Here is an 18618-nt window from a genome sequence, read left to right as displayed (position 1 = left end):
TAAGTTGGGCTATTCGCTTCGTGGAGCCGGAGGGATTCGAACCCTCGTCCAAACGTAGTATGATTTACGCTTTCTACATGCTTAGCTTCTCTTTATTTGTCGGGAGAGGGAAGGTGAGTCGCTTACCTATACCTTTCTCCTTATCTGCTGTTTCTCACCATTGCTTAGCAAAATCACAACGGCCAGTTCTATAGTTCGATGCCCCTAATGTTAAGCCGAAGAACATGACTTAACGGGACAAATAGCTATGCTAAGTCTAACTTAGGCAGCTAAGGCGTAGTTTTCTTCGCCAGTTAAAAGTGTGAAAGTTCAGATTAAAGTGCTAGACTCACAATGCACTGCATGCTTACATAACCATCGCTACCCTGTCAATTCCGGTCGACCCCATAGTTATGTCCTGCAAATTTACATATATTATCCGAATGTACCGCGGTAAAAGCTGTAAATCTTTTTGATTGAAAACATTTTTCGTTATATTGTGTTATTCAATTTATTAATTAGTCAATTAAAATTTAGACACATATGTCAGTAGAAAGCCAAGCGGAAACTGTTGCCGACAACAAACAGGAAACAAAGAAGGAGCCTGCGAAAGCTCCAACAACACCGAAAGCGGCAACTGCTGCTTCTAAAAAAACTACATCAACTGGTGGTATAGCTAAAAAAACACCTGCAAAAGCACCAGCGTCGCCTAAAGCCGCTACACCTGCAAAAGCGCCAAGTGCGAGTAAGCCTGCTGCCACAAAAGCAGTACCAGTGTCGCCTAAAGCCGCTACACCTGCAAAAGCGCCAAGTGCGAGTAAGCCTGCTGCCACAAAAGCAGCACCAGCGTCGCCTAAAGCGGCTGCACCTGCAAAAGCGATAAGCGCGAGTAAGCCTGCTGCCACAAAAGCAGCACCAGCGTCGCCTAAAGCGGCTGCACCTGCAAAAGCGACGAGCGCGAGTAAGCCTGCCGCTACAAAAGCAGCACCAGCGTCGCCTAAAACGGCTACACCAGCAAAAGCTGTGATAAGCAAACCAGCGGTAACGAAGAAAAACGGTACAAAGTCTGCAGATGCTGAAATGCCAAAATCAACTCCGGCACAAGTTCCTAATGATATATTAGTTTCTAGCAAAAAAGAGAAGACAGAAAAAAATATCGTCAAAAAGGAGAAAAAGAACGATAAGGAGAAGAAAGAGACTAAAGATAAAAGTGATATGAAGAAAAAAGATTCCAAAGCAGAGATAGCAAAAACCAACAAGAAAAAGGAAGCTGAAAAATCGAAATCAAAAGATGGTAAGTCCACAAAAGATCTGAAGAAGAGCAAGAAAACTGATGCTAAGGTCAAAGCAAAGAAAGTTTCTAAAAAGTCTGAGAATAAAAAAGATAAGAAGAAGAAAGAAGCTTTGAGCAAATTAAAATCAGTAATTAAAAACTTTTATGAAAAGGTCATAAAAGACCAAAAGAAAAAGTCCAAGAAAAAATAGTCCCTGCTGGACTTGAAATATAAGATATACTTTTACAAGATACAAACGCCGCTTGGTCTCTGCCCAGCGGCAATTTTGCATTTCTTATATTAATTCTATATTATATACTGCTTCCTATAAAAATATACATGAATTTAGACGAGATATTGCATTTTCGCCGCTCTGTACGCGTATATGACAAAAACAAACCACTTGATGTCCTCAAAGTCCGACATTGTCTGGAGTTGGCTACATTGGCTCCCAATAGCTCCAACATGCAGCTCTGGGAGTTCTATCACATCACCGATCCGACTTTGATGAAAGAGATCTCCCGTTCTTGTCTTGATCAGACAGCGACCTCTACTGCCGATCAAATCGTTGTTTTCGTAACCCGACAAGACCTACATCGCAAACGCGCTCAGTGTGTATTAGACTTTGAAACCGGCAATATCCAGAGGAATAGCCCGGAGCATCGTCAGGCTAAGCGGATCAAAGACAGACAGCTCTACTATGGCAAGATAATGCCACTATTGTACGCGCGTTTTTTTGGACTATTGGGATTGTTCCGTCAACTAATAACCAAGACCATAGGTGTATTCCGCTCCATAACTCGACAGGTATCCGAAAGCGATGTACGGGTTGTTGTACACAAATCCTGTGCACTGGCCGCACAGACCTTTATGATAGCTATGGCCAACGAAGGTTACGACACCTGTCCGTTAGAGGGGTTCGACAGCCGCATGCTAAGAAAGGCACTACAGCTCTCTAGAGGAGCGGAGGTCAATATGGTTATATCTTGTGGGATTAGAAAAGGTAATGAAGGCATTTGGGGCGAACGATATAGAGTTCCTTTCGATCAGGTGTATAAAGAGCGGTTTTCCTGATACGTTGATAAAAAAAGTCAATATATGTTATCTGTTAGCAATTTTTCCCTTACTTTCACATGAGAAGGTGAATTAAAAATTAACTATCTTTTCATATTGAAACTGCAATAACTTAATTTTAGGTTTATAAATTACGAATGTTTTGAATGCGCTTGATGTTAAAAAAGAAAGGGAACTTTTGGTGTTGATGCGAGACGGTGATGAGTCGGCTTTCGAAAAACTTTATTTTATCTATGCCCAATCTATTACCTCGCATTTGCTTTACCTTTTAAAATCTTCCGAACTGGTTCAGGAAGTGCTGCAAGATACATTTATGGCCGTGTGGGAGTACAGAGACAACATCGATCTTGAACAGTCATTTAAGTCATATTTGTATAAAATAGCCACAAACAAAACATATAAGCTGTTTCGGAAAGCAGCTAGTGATAAACGGTACCGAGCCTATCTGTGTACCGTTACCGAAGAAGGGCATTATCCAATTGAATCATATATATATAGTAAAGAGAGTCAGGTGCTACTTAATACTCTATTGAATCGTATGCCGGCAAAGCAACGCGAAGTATTTACATTATTCAAGGTGGATGGATATTCGTATGCTGAAATAAGTACGAAATTGGGAATATCCCACAGTACTATAAATACTCACATTAACCGTGCGAATCAATTCCTTAAAAAGGAAGTGCTAACCAATAGCCAGTACATACCATTCCTTATCGTATTTTTGGATCAATATTTTAGTTGATTTTAATACAAAAAAATATATTTATTTTTTTGTCATTACTTTTTCCCTGTTAAGGGTATTAGCTCTATATATAAACTTATAAAATTGAGCGAGCAATCCCCAGAAATAAAGTTGCTATTTCATAAATACCTAAATAGCAGCTGTTCAACAGAAGAATTGGATAAACTACTTCAATTTTTCAATTTGGAAAATCAGGATCAACTAGAAAAGTTGATAAGCAATCAATTTGCCCAAGTTATTCCTGATTCCGTAAATGCAAAGGAAGCTAATATAATCGTACATCATGTCCATACTAGCGTGATGGAAAATATACGAGGAGGAGCATCAAAACCCATCAGGCGATTTTTGAAACCAGTTTTAGCGCTAGTATCCATCTTATTTATTGTCCTTGGCATTTCATTATATTTACAAAGTGTAAAATCAAACAAAACAGAGGTTTACGATTTAGTCTCTATGTTTGGGAATGATGTTTCACCTCGGGATAAAAATGCATATATTACTTTTTCAAACGGTAAGCAGTTGACTCTAGATTCAGATAAAGAAGGATTGATTACTGAAAATGGAACGTTTAAGTACGTAAATGGGGAGGAGTTGGACACTTATGAGGTAGACTACGCGACAGTCAGCACACCTATAGGCTGTACCTATGCCGTGACGCTTCCAGATGGTTCCAAAGTGTGGTTGAATGCCCAATCTTCGATAAAATATCCAACTACTTTTTCAGGAAACGAAAGAGCTGTCGAAGTAACAGGAGAAATCTATCTCGAAATAAATCCAGATGCTAGTAAGCCATTCTTAGTACATTCCAATAATCAGCGCATAGAGGTTCTGGGGACAGCATTCAATGTCCAATCAGACGGAGACAGAAGCATAACCACGTTAGTGCATGGAAAAGTAGCGCTAACAAATAGTAAAGATGGCAATTCTTATTTATTATCTCCCGGAGACCAAGGCAAATTAATAGGATTAAAGATGACTGTTACTAAAGTTGACACCTATGATTATGTAGCTTGGAAAGATGGAATAATATTTAACCGAAATGCAAGCTTGAAGGAGACTTGTACGGAGTTGGAACGGTGGTATGACGTTAAATTCTTTTTTCCGAAAGGCTTTAATAATACAGAAAAAGGACTAAATAGTATAAATAGAACAGAAATGCTTTCTTCGGTCTTGACTGCATTGAAGAACACCTATGAGGTTGATTTTGAAATAAAAGGGAAGGAGGTGTTCGTCAGATAAAGGACTTATAAAAACTGCTAATTTTTCCAACAAGCCAAAAGCCGTCCTATGCTAGTAACATACAGACGGCCACAGTTGGACAATTAGTAAAGATTCTCTAACAATATTAATAACCAACAGTATCAAAAATAATGATTATAACCATTAATAGCAATGGTATGTGCTCGTCTGAGGAGAAGTTACGCTTTTTTCGCAGATCAGGCTTTATCAATTGCCTAATAATTATGAAACTATTGACTTTATATCTACTTGTATTCTGTACTTGTAGTTTAGGTAATGTGAAGGCACAAAAAGTTAGTCTTCATGTCTCAAAGGCCTCTTTTCAGGATGTCGCACTCGCTTTTCAGCGCCAGACCGGTTACTCTTTTTCAATTAGTAATCGTTTTTTATCGATAGCAAACCCTGTGACTTTAACATTGGATAAAGTAGATTTCGATAAGGCTATTGTCTATTTATTTAGGGATCAACCTTTTAGCTATGAAGTGAGCGGCAAACTAATCTCCGTAGTAGGAGGGGTTAAACGCAAACATTTACCAATAGGCGAGCAAGCTAGTCAACAACAGAGTATTAGTGGCAGGGTTACTAATGATAAAGACGAACCTTTAGCTGGCGTTACGGTCTTGGTTAAAGGAAATTCAAATAAAGGTACTACTACAGATTCGGACGGTAGGTTTGTCTTGAATGGCTCTTTTTTTACAGGTGTGTTAGTCTTTCAGATGGTCGGCTACAAAACGTATGAAATAGAAATTGAAAAACAAAAGGTATTTGATGCTATACTCCAAATGTCGGAATCAGGACTAGATGAGGTGGTAGTGGTAGGTTATGGAACGCAAAAGAAGAGTAGTGTGATTGGGGCTATATCGACATTATCGCCACGGAATCTAAAATCACCAGTAGCCAAAATATCCTCTCAATTGGCGGGACAACTGGCTGGTGTAGTAGCCGTCCAGCGGTCGGGTGAACCAGGGACAGGTTCGACATTCTGGATTCGTGGTATTAGTACCTTCAGCGGTAGCGGCACCCCTCTAGTCTTAGTAGATGGTATAGAACGATCTATAGATTTGGTGGATCCAGAAGACATAAAGGAGTTTTCTATATTAAAAGATGCTGCTGCTACGGCTATTTATGGGGTTCGTGGGGCAAACGGCGTTGTGATCGTAACTACGCGATCGGGGGAAGCTGGAGATCCAAAAATATCAGTAAGGGCAGAGCAAGGTATGGTATCACCAACACGTGTACCAAAAATGCTAAATGCTGTTCAGTACGCAGAGATGTATAACGATGCTGCTGGCTTTGATTATTATACACCTGAAATAATGGATAAGTATAAATCTGGCTCCGATAAAGAGTTGTATCCTAATGTAGATTGGGTGAATGAATTGTACAAAAAGAGCTCCGTCAACTCACGGATAAATGCTAACGTTTCGGGAGGTACTAAATCAGTTAGATATTACGTTTCTGGAGGGTATTATGGAGAAAACGGTCTTTTTGTCTCCGATAATATGAAGGCCTATAATACAGCAATCAACTATAGGCAATTTAGGTTTCGGTCAAATCTTGATGTAGATATTGCTAAATATACCACCGTAAATATCAATCTGGCAACTTCTTTTGAAAAGAAAAATGAACCAGGCACAGGTGGTGGAACTATTTGGCAGTATGCTCTTCAAACACCGTCGAATGCGTTTCCGATGGTATATGAGAATGGATATTTACCAGGACCGGGTACACAGCAAGGAAACAACCCTTATGCTTTATTGACGCAAACCGGATATATTGAAAAACTATGGAATAATGCACAGTCGCTATTCGGAATTACGCAGGATTTTAGCGAATATATTACTAAGGGACTCAAAGCTAATGTAAAGTTTTCTTTTGATGCTTTAAATTATAGCCGGTTGAACAGAACAAAAGCGCCGGAACAGTGGAGCGCAAATCGCAATCCAGACGGTGAAATTGTATACAATCAATTAGTTAAAGGACAAGAATCATTAAGTTATTCCGAAGGCAAATCTGGGAGACGAATGGTTTATCTTGAAGGTTCTATCAATTACGCCCGTACATTTGGTGTTCACAGTGTATCTGCTTTGGCTCTTTTCCAACAATCCCAACGCAATGAAATTGGCGTAGAAGCCTCAATTGATGCATTGCCATACCGTAATCAAGGGATAGCGGGACGGTTGACCTACGACTTTGATCAGCGATATTTTATTGAAGGAAATTTTGGCTATAATGGATCCGAAAACTTTTCCAGAGGAAATCGTTTCGGATTATTCCCCTCGGTGGCACTGGGATGGATCGCATCTAATGAGAAGTTTTTTCAACCTTTAACAAATACCATCGATCTATTAAAGTTTAGAGGCTCTTACGGTTTGGTAGGAAATGATCAGATAGGCGGAAAAAGACGCTTTATATATTTAGCAACTGTTGAAGCTGGTAAAGATTACCGTTTTGGTGAATCGGCCACGACCTATTCTTCTATTCGATTGGGCGATTGGGCAAATGAGAATGTTGGATGGGAGACAGCACATAAAATGGATGTAGGTATTGAATTGTCTCTTTTTCGAAAATTAAAAATCCAGGCCGATTATTTTAGAGAATTGCGTGATGGTATATTTTTAGAGCGGAGTGCAATTCCTATGTACGTAGGTGTGACCAATAAGCCATGGGTAAATATTGGGAAGATGCGAAATAAAGGAATGGACGCTTCTGTAGAATATCATCAAAAAGTGGGTGAAGTAGACATTACAGCTCGAGGTAATTTTACCCATGCGCGCAATGTGATCTTAAATATGGATCAACCAGATTGGGCTTATCTGTATCAGAATAGAACGGGACAAGCTCGATACCAGCCTTTTGGTTATGTAGCGGTAGGTTTATTTAAAGATCAGGCAGATGTTGACTCTTGGGTAGACCAGTCATCTATTGGTGGAGCTCAGCCCGGTGATATCAAATATTTAGATCTAAATGGCGATGGTGTCATTAATAGTTTTGACCAAAAAGCTATCGGTTATACGGATATTCCCGAAACGGTTTACGGTTTTGGTGCGTCAGTAGCTTGGAAAAGCTTTGATCTATCGGTTTTTTGCCAAGGAAATGCAAACGTCCAGTTCTCGATGCGCTCCAATATGACACAAGCCTTTGTAAACACAAAGAGAAACGAATCCAATGCTTTTGCTGATTTGTATGGAAATTATTGGACCCCAGAAAATAGAGAAGCTATATATCCACGCCTCACCACAGCGCCCAATGCAAATAATGATGTGCCTTCTACATTTTGGCAGGTCGACGGGTCCTACCTCAGGATAAAAAATGTAGAGTTAGGTTATACCTTACCATCCAAAATCAGTAAGAAAATACAATCTAACGGTATCAGAGTATATTTCTCGGGGGTTAACGTACTTACATTTAGCAAGTTTAAACTTTGGGATCCAGATTTGCAGACTGGAGCTGCTACGTATCCGATGAATAAGGTTTTTAATGTAGGTTTATCTATGGGTTTTTAATTGATGTTACAAATTTTGTACAGATGAAGAAAATAAAATTACTGATTATAAGTACCTTGTTGCTATCTTTTTCAAGTTGCGACTCCTACCTGGATCGTCAGCCTGATGATCCGATGACCGCGGAAAATATTTTCCTTAAATATGAAACCACGTTAAAATATCTGATCAATGTATATTCCTGGATTCCAAATGAATCTGATATTTCTGGGCAGACACACTTGATGTCCGGTAGCGCAGATGAGGTTTCGATTGCTTATTCAGGACGTTTTTTTGGGACATATAACCGCAATATGCTTTCGCCGGCCTATGGGACTGCGCCGTATCGGACGTATACCTATGATGATATGTATAAGGGAATTCGAGAAGCCACCTACTTTATGCAGCATATCAAAGAAGTGCCTTCATCTGAATTGTCAGAGGAGGAGAAAAAGATATGGCATGCCGAAGCACGATTTTTAAGAGCATATTACTACTTTATGTTGATGCGTTATTATGGGCCAGTTATCTTGTTGGAAGATGAGATTGTCGATTTTACGGGTAGTACATTAGCAGATAGAGATCGTAGCCCATGGGATGAATGTATAAACTGGGTGACGAGTGAGTTGGATGCAGCTGCAACGGATTTACCAGTTGCGCAATTGAGTACACAATGGTGGGGCAGAGCAACAAGAGGGGCTGCAATGGCAGTAAAAGCGCGATTGTTATTGTATTCTGCAAGACCGTTATTTAATGGAAACCCGCTCTATAGCGGAATGAATAATAAAAATGGAGTATCACTTTTTAGTACCACATCGGATGCAAAAAAATGGGAAGTAGCTGCGGAAGCCTCTAAAAAAATCATAGAGCTTCAACAATACAGTTTGGTGGACGACCCCACGAAAACCGCTTTGGTTAATATTCGTAATGTGTATTTGTTGAGAAACAATTCAGAGTTGATCTTTAGCAGAGAGACAGGTGGATATGAGTCTCGTGTCACAGCGACTCCTGCCAATATAGGGGGAACTAGTTACGGAGGTGTGGGGCCAACTCAAAAACTGATAGATGCTTTTGCGATGGATAATGGTAAATACCCCATAAAAGGCTACCTAGATGATGGCGCTACACCAATAATTGACCCACAATCTGATTACAGCGAAACGGGGTTTTCCAATTTTACTAACCCATTATTTAACAAAACGGTAAATACATTTAAAATGTACCAGAATAGGGAGCCTAGGTTTTATGCCAATGTGTTTTGGAGTGGGCAGACTTGGGTCGGAGGAACGTTTTCAAAAGCAGATATTCAGTTTTACGCGGGTGGTAATGCGGGGCCATTGACCAGCAACAACTATCCACCTACAGGGTATTTAGCTATCAAGTTTATTGATCCAACAAAAAATAGTGTGAATGGAGAATGGGGAACACTATCTTATCCACTGTTTCGCTACGGAGAGGTACTTCTCAATTATATCGAAGCGTTAAATGAGTATGATCCGACAAACTCAGATATTCTGACCTATTGGAATCAGATTAGAAAACGAGCCGGCGTTCCTCTTATCGAAGATGTCTATCCTGATGTTGTTGGAAATAAAGAACTGCAAAGGGAATATATCCGTCGTGAACGTCAATTAGAATTATGTTTTGAAAATTTGAGATATTTTGATACACGTACATGGATGATTTCAGATCAAGCGGATAATGGCGCTGTGTACGGGATGAATATTTATCACACCAACCATACGGCTGATGGTCCATTCTGGAAAAGAACAATTGTTAAGACTGAAGGTGGCTATCCGGGAATTCGAATTTGGCAAAACAAGAAGTACCTATTGCCGATACATCAAGCTGAATTGGATAGAGTGAATATTACGCAGAATTATGGTTGGTAAATTAACATTACAATTATGAATATTAAACAATTTATAGCTCCTTGGCTGTTTTTGCTTACACTAGTTGTGTCATGTGAACAGAGTCACCTAGAAGACAATTTACTTGAATCAACAGTTTATTTTTCCCGGGCGGGCTTACGTGATGTTAATTTTTATGACGTCGAAGGAAAATTTAACTATAGTTTCTATGCTGTAAATGCTGGGTACAATAAGGGAACTACGACAATGAACGTGCGTAAAGATTCTGAAGTACTTACAAAGTACAATGAGGAGAATGGGGCGAGCCTGATCGAGCTACCCGCTGATTGTTACCAGATAACTTTATCTAATGGAACTGTTACTCCAGAAAGAGATACCAGCAGGTTTAGCATACAGTTTGATTGTGAAAAATTAAAGCTTTTATCCCAAAATGCTGACTATAGCGATCTAGATCAATATGTCGTACCGCTTTCGCTTAACGGAGATGGAGACATTGAAATTAATAAAACTCTGAATCAACTATTGATCCGCCCGAAAATGAAACAAATAGCCGTAGTAGCTACGAAGGCTGGTGAGGTAACGGTCTCAAAAGCGGAAATAACAGGGGTATTAACCTTCGAGTTTCCAGTGAAAACCTCTATAGAAAACAAGTGGGAGACAACCTTCTCTATTGTCAAAGGAAATGAAGCCGTGGATCTAATAAACAATAGTCTTCTAAATAGAGGAAGTTTAAGAGCCTATTCATCACTAAAAGCTACCCCGACCGAGGCTTATTCGGTGGAGTTCGAAAACACTATTCAACCAGGGACATCGACATCGACCATCAAACTTCAGATAGAGGCAGCCAAAGTACCAGAAGGATGTAGCTCAATCGTAGTATGGCTAGACGGAGCTAATATTCTCGGAGAGCATGTAGCTGTCGAAGGAAAACAGTATATGATTGTTAACCTCCAAAATGTTCCCAACATTAATACCAGCAGCCTTGTTTCCCCTTCTGATGTTGGAGCAGATGCGAATTATCTCGGTAAGTATCTGGCACAATTTGGATATACCATCCTTCCACGTATAGGGTGGACATTTTCTCCAGACTCCTATAATGCAAATTCATATCCTAATATCTTAGACGGCAACACAGCTAGCATATGGGAAAATCGCTATAATGATGCTACTGGTTCTGTTGGTCCAAAATCTACACTACCATTTAATGCTATTTTTGACCTCGGCCAACCTAAGATCTTCAATGGTATTGAGTTGTGGAGACGGGCAAATGCAACTTATGTTAGTGATCTACGTACGTTCGAAATTTACGTCTCTGACGATAAGCAGAATTGGAAGTATATCACTACGATAGACTATGGAACTGGCAAAGATCAACGTGCGATGTATATGTTTATCAATCAAGTGAGTGCCAGATATATCAATCTTTATGTTACGCAAAGTAACCGATCAAATTCAGTATCGATAGCAGAATTTCATTTGTGGAATAAATAAAGAATACGAAAAGGTGAGGTTCAAAGGCTGTATCAAAAGTTGGATTTATTGTCACTTCGACTGTAACGCAGCGAAATGACAGGAATGATTCAATTATGATACAGCCATTATTAGATTTTGCTAATCTACTTGGGAAGATTTATCAGCCTTCAGGATCGGACCGTTGAATGTTAACGATTCAATTTCGAAGTAAGGAATCCCCATGTAGATAGAGCTATTTCCATTTCCAAGTATATAATCACTGTTCTGCTTTAATAAAGCAACTGCTCTCCGCCTTTTGTCTCTTCCCTTATAAGGAGTGTAATATAGACTGCCCAACAAGGTGTCTCCTTGGACTTCACCACTAATGTCTCCCGTCATCTTAAATCCCCCCGGACCACACTTTTTGTAGGAGCCTTGAAAAGCATTGTCGGTTAGGTATAGAACTACAGAAATCGTATCCCTTCCATTATTATACACGTATTTTTCACGCTGTTGACTCCTCTCGCTCTGATGGCACCCGATGGTTACTAGAGACATAAAAAGAAACAATACAGATTTATTATACTTCATTTTACAAATTTGTTGTCGCTACACTTCAACAATCACATTATTTAAAGCGCGCAAATATAAGTATCATAATTTTCCGTTCCCGAACCAACGTTTCCTCTCCATTCAATTTTTGGAGGACACTTATCCTGTTCCACCTTTATTTATTTCGAGTAAACGCTCATAACTCAAAAATACACAAACTAAACTTTAGACTGGCATATAACTGTACCATTGTCCGACTAGTCATACAATATTTAATCTATTCTTAATAATCTCTTTACTATTTATTTTTCTTTAGACATTATGTTTGTTAAACATTTCGATTATAAACGTTCTAAACACCTCACATTTTCTAGGTACGCCCATAAGGTCATTTTCAGGATTGTCTTGCTATATCCCTATCAAGGCAGAATATCACTTTCGACCATTCTACGAAACCCTAGAATGGTCCAAAGACGCTGCATTTTACCGACTATTTTGGGAATAGCGTCAGCGATAGCATTACACCTATTTTCTACGTGCAGAAAGTTCCTTGTCTCTTTTACACTACCGATTTTAATGGCACATCCCTATTATTACTAGTAATCCTCATTCACTAGATACGGGCTTATTTTTGAACGTAAATTTTTTCTGCATTAGAAAGCTATATATAGTTACCAAAAAAGTACACAAAATCTGTGAGGGAGTCGGATAGAAAAACAATACTTCCACAAAAAACTTCAGCAACACATAATTTAGTATTAACGATCCCATATTAGCTATTAAATACTTGCCCAATTTACGCCATAGATCGGGTGAGTCAGGCGATCTGAAAACTAAAAAATGGTTTAAAAAGAAACCCGAGAAAAATGTAATGACAAACGATATTAGAAGAGAAAAAATATGTGGGCTAATTGTAATTCTTTCGAATAAAACTACATTCTCCTTAAAAGTAATGAAATGAATACAGACAAAGTAAATAATCCAACTCAGTACAACATTGCATGATCCAAAAAACAGGTATCTTAATTTTTGGCTGCCAATAATATCCTTAATAATCTCCTCTGAAGTACTTTCTTTTGAAATGAATTTATTTAAAAAGGCAGTTAGTTTACCTAGCTTTTTGTTTATCCCCAAATCTGTTTAATTATTTAATAGAATATGTCTTGAATGATTTCTTCAAAAGACAAATGTAAAAACTTCTTTTAATAAAGAGGCATCCTCTTATAAGCTGAAAGTTACAGTCTTTAATGGTATCAATTTTACAAAATAAACAGGTTGTGAGAATAGTTATGCAATACTGTAAGGAGACACTGTAATCAAAATAAGCTGTAAGAATACACTGTGAGTACTGAGTACATCCCAACTACCAGGAAAGCGCTACCGGAGAAAAAGCTTCCTGAAGAGGAGCTGGCGGATCAACGCAGTACCCTAGAGTTCGGATTTTTTAATCACTTAACTCACTGTTCTTACTGCTATAATATTCCTTTTCCGAGTCAAGTCGTTATATTTTCTTCATAAAAAGTTAACATCGAAACGTGGATAGTAATGAATTTATAAATTAACTTTAATTTGCTTTAATTGCCTTTTGTTTTTTACCTTTAGTAATAGTGGACAGCTAATTAATTATGAGTACCTTTCCGATAGCCGATGAACAGGCTTTGATAAATGATCTACAATCTGGTAGTAAGCAAGCTTTTGAAATTATTTTTCATAGGTACAAGGGACTTCTATATGTACATGCTAGTAAGCTTCTAAAAGATCAAGAAGTGGCTAGAGATATCGTTCAAGATATTTTTCTGAATCTTTGGAAAGATAGGTTTTCTATTTCCATAAATAAAAATTTGTCGGCGTATCTATTTAAGTCCGTACGTAATCGAGTAATTAACTATCATTTGAAGGAAGGTAAGAACAATGAATTTGTTAATGAGTTTTCTACTCAGCTTCTCTATTACAAGAATGATACTGATCATCTTTTACGTACAAACATGTTAAATGAGTTGATTGAAAAAGAACTACAGGCTTTACCTGATCGAATGCGAACCGTTTTTAATTTGAGTAGAAAAGAAGGATTATCCCACAAAGAGATTGCCGAGCAACTACAGATTTCCGAACAAGGGGTCAGGTCTCATATAAAAAATTCTCTCCGTATATTGCGTTTCAGGCTCGGCTCGAGTTATATTCTATTGTTTTTCTATTATTTATAAGATTTTTAAAATTTACTACCCCCCAAGTAGCTTTTCGATTGTCTTCCTTTTATAGGTCTTAACCAATAAAAGAAAAGAATTGAAAAATCGAAAAAAACCTGCCAAAGAAATTTTACTCCGATATGTCGAAGGTAAAGCAAGCGCTGAAGAAATCGCGTGGGTTGAAAAATATTATGAAGAAGTTTCCAATAAAAAAGATATTCTTATAGATACAGAATTGGCTGATAAGCATTTTTCGAATATATGGTCAGAGATAGACAAAGAAATTAATCCTAGAAAATCAAATATAATTTTTAAAGCAATCGCAGCAGCGGTAGCGTTGCTGATTCTGTCTTTCATCCCTATTTACTTTTACTATAAAAAGGATAACAATACTCGTTTACATTTGGCGGAAAATCAAAATTTTGTGCCTAGTTTTTATAACCAGACGGTATTGTCAATTAATGGAACAAATAAAGTCACACTAGATGATCTGCAGTTAGGTTCAGAGATTGTAGAAACTGGTGCTGTAATAAGTAAAGGTAAAGACGGTACAATCATCTTTACTTCTCCAGATCAAACTCGTGATGAATTATCGGAGACTTTTCATACCGTATCGACTCCCCGTGCAAAACAACATCGAATTAAGCTTCCCGACAATTCTATTGTATGGCTCAATGCAAATTCAAGTATTGAATTTCCTGTTCCTTTCTCGACCAATCTCCGTCAGATAACCCTTATTGGAGAAGCTTTCTTTGAAGTAGAGAGAGACTTGGATAGACCTTTTGTTGTGTTATCTCAAGGTCAACAAATCCTTGTAAAAGGAACCAAATTCAATGTTAGCGCTTACCCAAAAGAAAAACTATCGGTTACCACATTGCTCGAAGGTGCTGTAGATCTTAATATTGTTGATAAAGACAATAAGATCTTAAGGAAGTCAAGTTTAGAACCTAATGATCAGGTTATTGTAAGCGGAGTCACTTTAGAAAAGCAACATGTTAATTCGCTAGACTATATCGACTGGACAAATGAGAAATTCAATTTCAATGATACGCCGCTGAAAGATGTAATGACAAAAATAGCGAGATGGTATGACGTTGAAGTTGTATGGGAAGAAAATCTAAAGAATATAACATTCTCTGGGTCTGTATCCAAGTTTGATGATATCCGCGATGTTTTAAGAAAAATGTCGCATACAGAAAGTGTTCATTTTGAAATTTCAGAAAGGAGGGTTATGGTGAAAAAATAAAAACAGCCAAATCCCAAATAATTAAATCCGGATTCCGATTGCAGCGGAACCCGGACAATATTATGGGGAAACAAAAACGATTGTGTTTCAAGTATTTTATTAACCCATTTATAAACAAATATATGATTTTTTTTCATCATGTAATAGGACGGCGTGTCTGCTTATCTCCTACATGTAACATGGCTATCCATCGAATTATTATGAGAATACAGATTATTCTAATTATATTATTTTCATTGGTATTACAATTGCAAGCCAATAATTTAAAGGCGCAAAAAATCAATCTCACGACTAAAAGCAGTGCGCTAATTGATGTCTTATTAGAAATAAAAAGACAATCGGGATATGATCTGTTGTACAATCCAAAACTAGTGAATCAACATGGTTTTCCTGTAACTATAGAAGCCAAAAAAATGCCACTTGGTGATGCACTTACGCAGATATTCAGTCAACAGCCAGGGTTAACTTTTACAGTAGATCAAAATACACTAATTATAAAGCCCAAACGAAACAGTACTATTGTCGTAGAGGAAAGTGAAAGGCAACAGGTAATATCTGGAAGAATAGCAGATGAAGCTGGAACTCCAGTTTCAGCTGTTTCGATCAAAGTGAAAAATGAATCCAAGGGTACGACTTCTGATATTGATGGCAAATTCACGATTGAAGCCCCATTAGGTAGCACACTCCTTCTAAGTTCTATCGGATTTCATGCAATCGAAATAGTTGCAAACAATCCCCAACTTAACATAACCCTAAAGAAGTTAAATGAAGAACTCGATGAAATTATTGTAGTAGGATATGGAACACAAAAGAAGTCTAGTGTCACTGGAGCTTTATCCGTGTTGAATATGAGTGATAAGCAAAATCAGCCTCATACAAATGTTAGTCAGGCATTGCATGGAGTCTCTGGTCTTTGGGTCAATCAAGCTGGAGGAAAACCAGGACAAGATGTAGGAACAATAAAAGTAAGAGGCGTCGGGACATTGAATAACAGCAATCCTTTAGTGCTAGTTGACGGTATAGAATATAATATGAATGATGTTAACCCCGAGTTTATCGAAACAGTTACAGTTCTGAAAGATGCTTCAGCTGCAATTTATGGTTCTAGAGCAGCAAACGGAGTCATTATAGTAACTACAAAACAGGGATTAAAAGGAAAAACAAAGATTAATTATAATTTTTCGCAAGGATTTCAAAAAGCTACCGCATTGCCTGATGTTGAGTGGGATGCCATTAAATATATGGAGCTAAAAAACACGGCATTAAAAAATGAAGGAAAAACAGCTATAGATTATAGTGATGCCTTGATAGAAGATTACAAGCGAGGCATGCAATACGATCCTTTAGCTTATCCCAGCGTCAATTGGTTCGATGAAGTCCTAACAACCGGACTGCTACAGCAGCATAACCTAAGTTTTACTGGAGGAAGTAATGCTGTTGTATATAATTTAGCCGCAGGCTATAGTAATCATGACGGTATATTGATAGATGCTAATAATGCGAAGCGATATTCGATCAATATGAATGTAACAGCAGATCTGTCTAGCAAGTTAAAAATTGGAGGTAGTTTCATTGGAAATTACCGTCGGTACACGGAGCCTGCCCAAGGATCAGATGCGACTAATTATTATTTCAACAGATTGATGAGAGCACTGCCTATATACGGCACTTATTTACCTGATGGAAGGTATGCCAATCTAGCAGTCCCCACACCGAGTAGGTCAGGAACAGAAAACCTAATACAATATCTAAAAGAGGGCAACGATGTACATACTCCTCAACGCTTGTTAGCAAAAGTCTTTGCCGAATACGAACTTCCATTTAAGATTAAATACAGTCTCAACTTCGCTTTAGATAAGTTAGATGGATATTCCCATAAATTCGAACCCATTCTAGTAGCATATAATCCACAGACATGGACACCTGGTTATGCACAGCCAAATGCCAGCGCAGAAAGTTATAATGAAAACCTAATACATCCGACCATATATCAGTCACTCAATTGGGCTAAAACAATTGATAACAGGCATAATATATCGACGATGTTAGGACAAAGCTATGAAAGATATAATAAGCGAACAATGACTGCAAGGACTGAGGGGTACTTCGACAATACTTTAGAAGATCTAAATGCGGGTTCACTTAACCCCACAGTTTCAGGTGGAAGTTCAGAAGATGTGCTAGCTTCTTACTTTGGTAGATTAGGCTATGACTACCAAGAAAGATATTTTTTAGAAGCAACGTTTCGCTATGATGGTTCATCGAGATTTGCTCCCGAAAAAAGATGGGGATTCTTTCCCGCTATGTCGGTTGGTTGGCGTCTGGATAGAGAATCTTTTTTCAAAAATCTTGCAGACAAAGTCAACCTCTTAAAATTCAGAGGTTCTATTGGAGCGATGGGTAATCAACAGACTGTCAGTTTGTACGGATATATGAATACAGTTGTTTTAAATCAAGACTACAATTTCAATAATACGATTTCTTCGGGGACAGCAGTCACTTCACAGGGGAATCCCAATATTACATGGGAACGAACAACTAGCTATAACGTAGGAGCTGATTTCGAAATATACAGTGGTAAATTGGGGGGGAGTTTAGATGTTTATAAAAGAAGGACAACAGATATTTTAAGAACCGTCGGTCTTGCTGCCCAAGTCGGTGCTCTAGCGGGGCCAATAATGAATGTAGGTGTTGTAGACAATACAGGCTATGAACTTACATTGTACCACCGTAATAAGATCGGAGCTATCGATTATTCCCTGAACGGCAATATTGGCTATGTCAAAAATAAGGTTGTAGACTTGAATAGGGAGACCATAATCAACGGCAGAAGGATAATCAAAGAAGGGTTTCCCATTGACGCGTACTATTTGCTGGAAGCAGACGGAATTTATCAAAATACAGAGGAAATCCGAAATAGCGTAACGATAAGTGGAGCCGTCAAGCCGGGATATATCAGGTATGTAGACCATAATAATGATCAGGTAATTGACGGCGAGGACCGGGTAATTATAGGCAGTTCCATACCCCGATACACCTATTCATTCGGCTTTGATATCAACTATAAAAATATCGGATTGAATACTTTCTTTCAAGGAGTATATGGGATTAATATTTATCCTACAGCAAATCTTGCTTTCCCTTTTAACAATGGAGCTTCTGTGACTAAGGAATGGGAAACAGAGTCGTGGACACCAGAAAACAAAGACGCCAGGCTTCCAATATTGACTACAGCGACTGGGGCTACGGAAAATTTTCAGAATTCGACATTTTGGTTACAAGACGCATCATATTTACGGCTGAAGAATATCCAGATCAATTATCGTCTTTCTAATGATTGGTTATCACGTTTATCGATATCCAATCTTACGTTATTTGCCAATGCAAATAATCTTTTTACATTCTCAAAGTTTAAAATGTTTGATCCTGAAAAGAATATAAGCAATGATAATCTATATGAATACCCATCGTTGAAAACGTACAGTTTCGGTTTGAACTTAACGTTTTAAGCAATTAAAAGT

12 protein-coding genes and 1 other RNA gene are annotated in these 18618 nt (G+C 38.2%); 10 read left to right on the top strand and 3 right to left on the bottom strand.

Going from position 1 to position 18618, the window contains the following annotated elements; all coding sequences use genetic code 11:
- Positions 1-18 precede the first annotated feature (18 nt).
- Positions 19-386: a transfer-messenger RNA gene (gene ssrA, locus JKG61_RS10875) on the bottom strand.
- A gap of 136 nt (positions 387-522) precedes the next feature.
- Here ssrA and JKG61_RS10870 point away from each other — a divergent pair.
- From JKG61_RS10870 to JKG61_RS10840, 7 genes are all read left to right on the top strand, one after another.
- Positions 523-1464 (top strand): hypothetical protein, encoded by a 942-nt coding sequence (locus JKG61_RS10870; RefSeq protein ID WP_202103005.1) that lies wholly within the window; start codon positions 523-525, stop codon positions 1462-1464.
- Between the two features lie 128 nt (positions 1465-1592).
- Positions 1593-2327, top strand: coding sequence for a nitroreductase family protein (locus tag JKG61_RS10865; RefSeq protein ID WP_202103004.1), 735 nt, complete (start codon positions 1593-1595; stop codon positions 2325-2327).
- A gap of 142 nt (positions 2328-2469) precedes the next feature.
- On the top strand, positions 2470-3069 hold the full coding sequence (locus JKG61_RS10860) for an RNA polymerase sigma factor (protein ID WP_202103003.1): 600 nt from the start codon (positions 2470-2472) through the stop codon (positions 3067-3069).
- Between the two features lie 84 nt (positions 3070-3153).
- Complete coding sequence (locus JKG61_RS10855; RefSeq protein ID WP_202103002.1) at positions 3154-4308, top strand: FecR family protein; 1155 nt, start codon at positions 3154-3156, stop codon at positions 4306-4308.
- A 224-nt stretch (positions 4309-4532) separates the two neighbouring features.
- Positions 4533-7814 carry a SusC/RagA family TonB-linked outer membrane protein gene (locus JKG61_RS10850; protein ID WP_202103001.1) on the top strand — a complete coding sequence of 1094 codons (3282 nt, stop codon included), beginning with the start codon at positions 4533-4535 and terminating at the stop codon, positions 7812-7814.
- Between the two features lie 23 nt (positions 7815-7837).
- Complete coding sequence (locus tag JKG61_RS10845; protein WP_202103000.1) at positions 7838-9682, top strand: RagB/SusD family nutrient uptake outer membrane protein; 1845 nt, start codon at positions 7838-7840, stop codon at positions 9680-9682.
- A 15-nt stretch (positions 9683-9697) separates the two neighbouring features.
- Entirely contained in the window at positions 9698-11152 is a 1455-nt protein-coding gene (locus JKG61_RS10840; protein ID WP_202102999.1) for a BT_3987 domain-containing protein, read from the top strand.
- 120 nt (positions 11153-11272) lie between these two features.
- Here JKG61_RS10840 and JKG61_RS10835 read toward each other — a convergent pair whose 3' ends face one another.
- Together JKG61_RS10835 and JKG61_RS23310 are read right to left on the bottom strand one after the other, a co-directional pair.
- Entirely contained in the window at positions 11273-11704 is a 432-nt protein-coding gene (locus JKG61_RS10835; RefSeq protein ID WP_202102998.1) for a hypothetical protein, read from the bottom strand.
- Between the two features lie 567 nt (positions 11705-12271).
- A complete protein-coding gene (locus JKG61_RS23310) occupies positions 12272-12799 on the bottom strand; it encodes a GtrA family protein (protein WP_202102997.1) in 528 nt (175 codons plus the stop codon).
- A 491-nt stretch (positions 12800-13290) separates the two neighbouring features.
- Between JKG61_RS23310 and JKG61_RS10825 the strand changes: the two genes are divergently transcribed.
- The 3 genes from JKG61_RS10825 (at position 13291) to JKG61_RS10815 (ending at position 18606) form a co-directional block, all read left to right on the top strand.
- Complete coding sequence (locus JKG61_RS10825) at positions 13291-13869, top strand: RNA polymerase sigma factor (RefSeq protein WP_202102996.1); 579 nt, start codon at positions 13291-13293, stop codon at positions 13867-13869.
- A gap of 79 nt (positions 13870-13948) precedes the next feature.
- Positions 13949-15097: a FecR family protein gene (locus JKG61_RS10820; protein WP_202102995.1), complete on the top strand. Its 1149-nt coding sequence runs from the start codon at positions 13949-13951 to the stop codon at positions 15095-15097.
- 200 nt (positions 15098-15297) lie between these two features.
- The gene (locus JKG61_RS10815) at positions 15298-18606 is read left to right on the top strand and encodes a TonB-dependent receptor (protein ID WP_237249449.1); all 3309 of its coding nucleotides are present in this window, start codon (positions 15298-15300) and stop codon (positions 18604-18606) included.
- Positions 18607-18618: the final 12 nt, after the last annotated feature.

Source organism: Sphingobacterium faecale, assembly GCF_016746095.1.
Classification (GTDB): Bacteria; Bacteroidota; Bacteroidia; order Sphingobacteriales; family Sphingobacteriaceae; genus Sphingobacterium; species Sphingobacterium faecale.
This window is presented reverse-complemented; position numbering and strand designations above follow the sequence as displayed.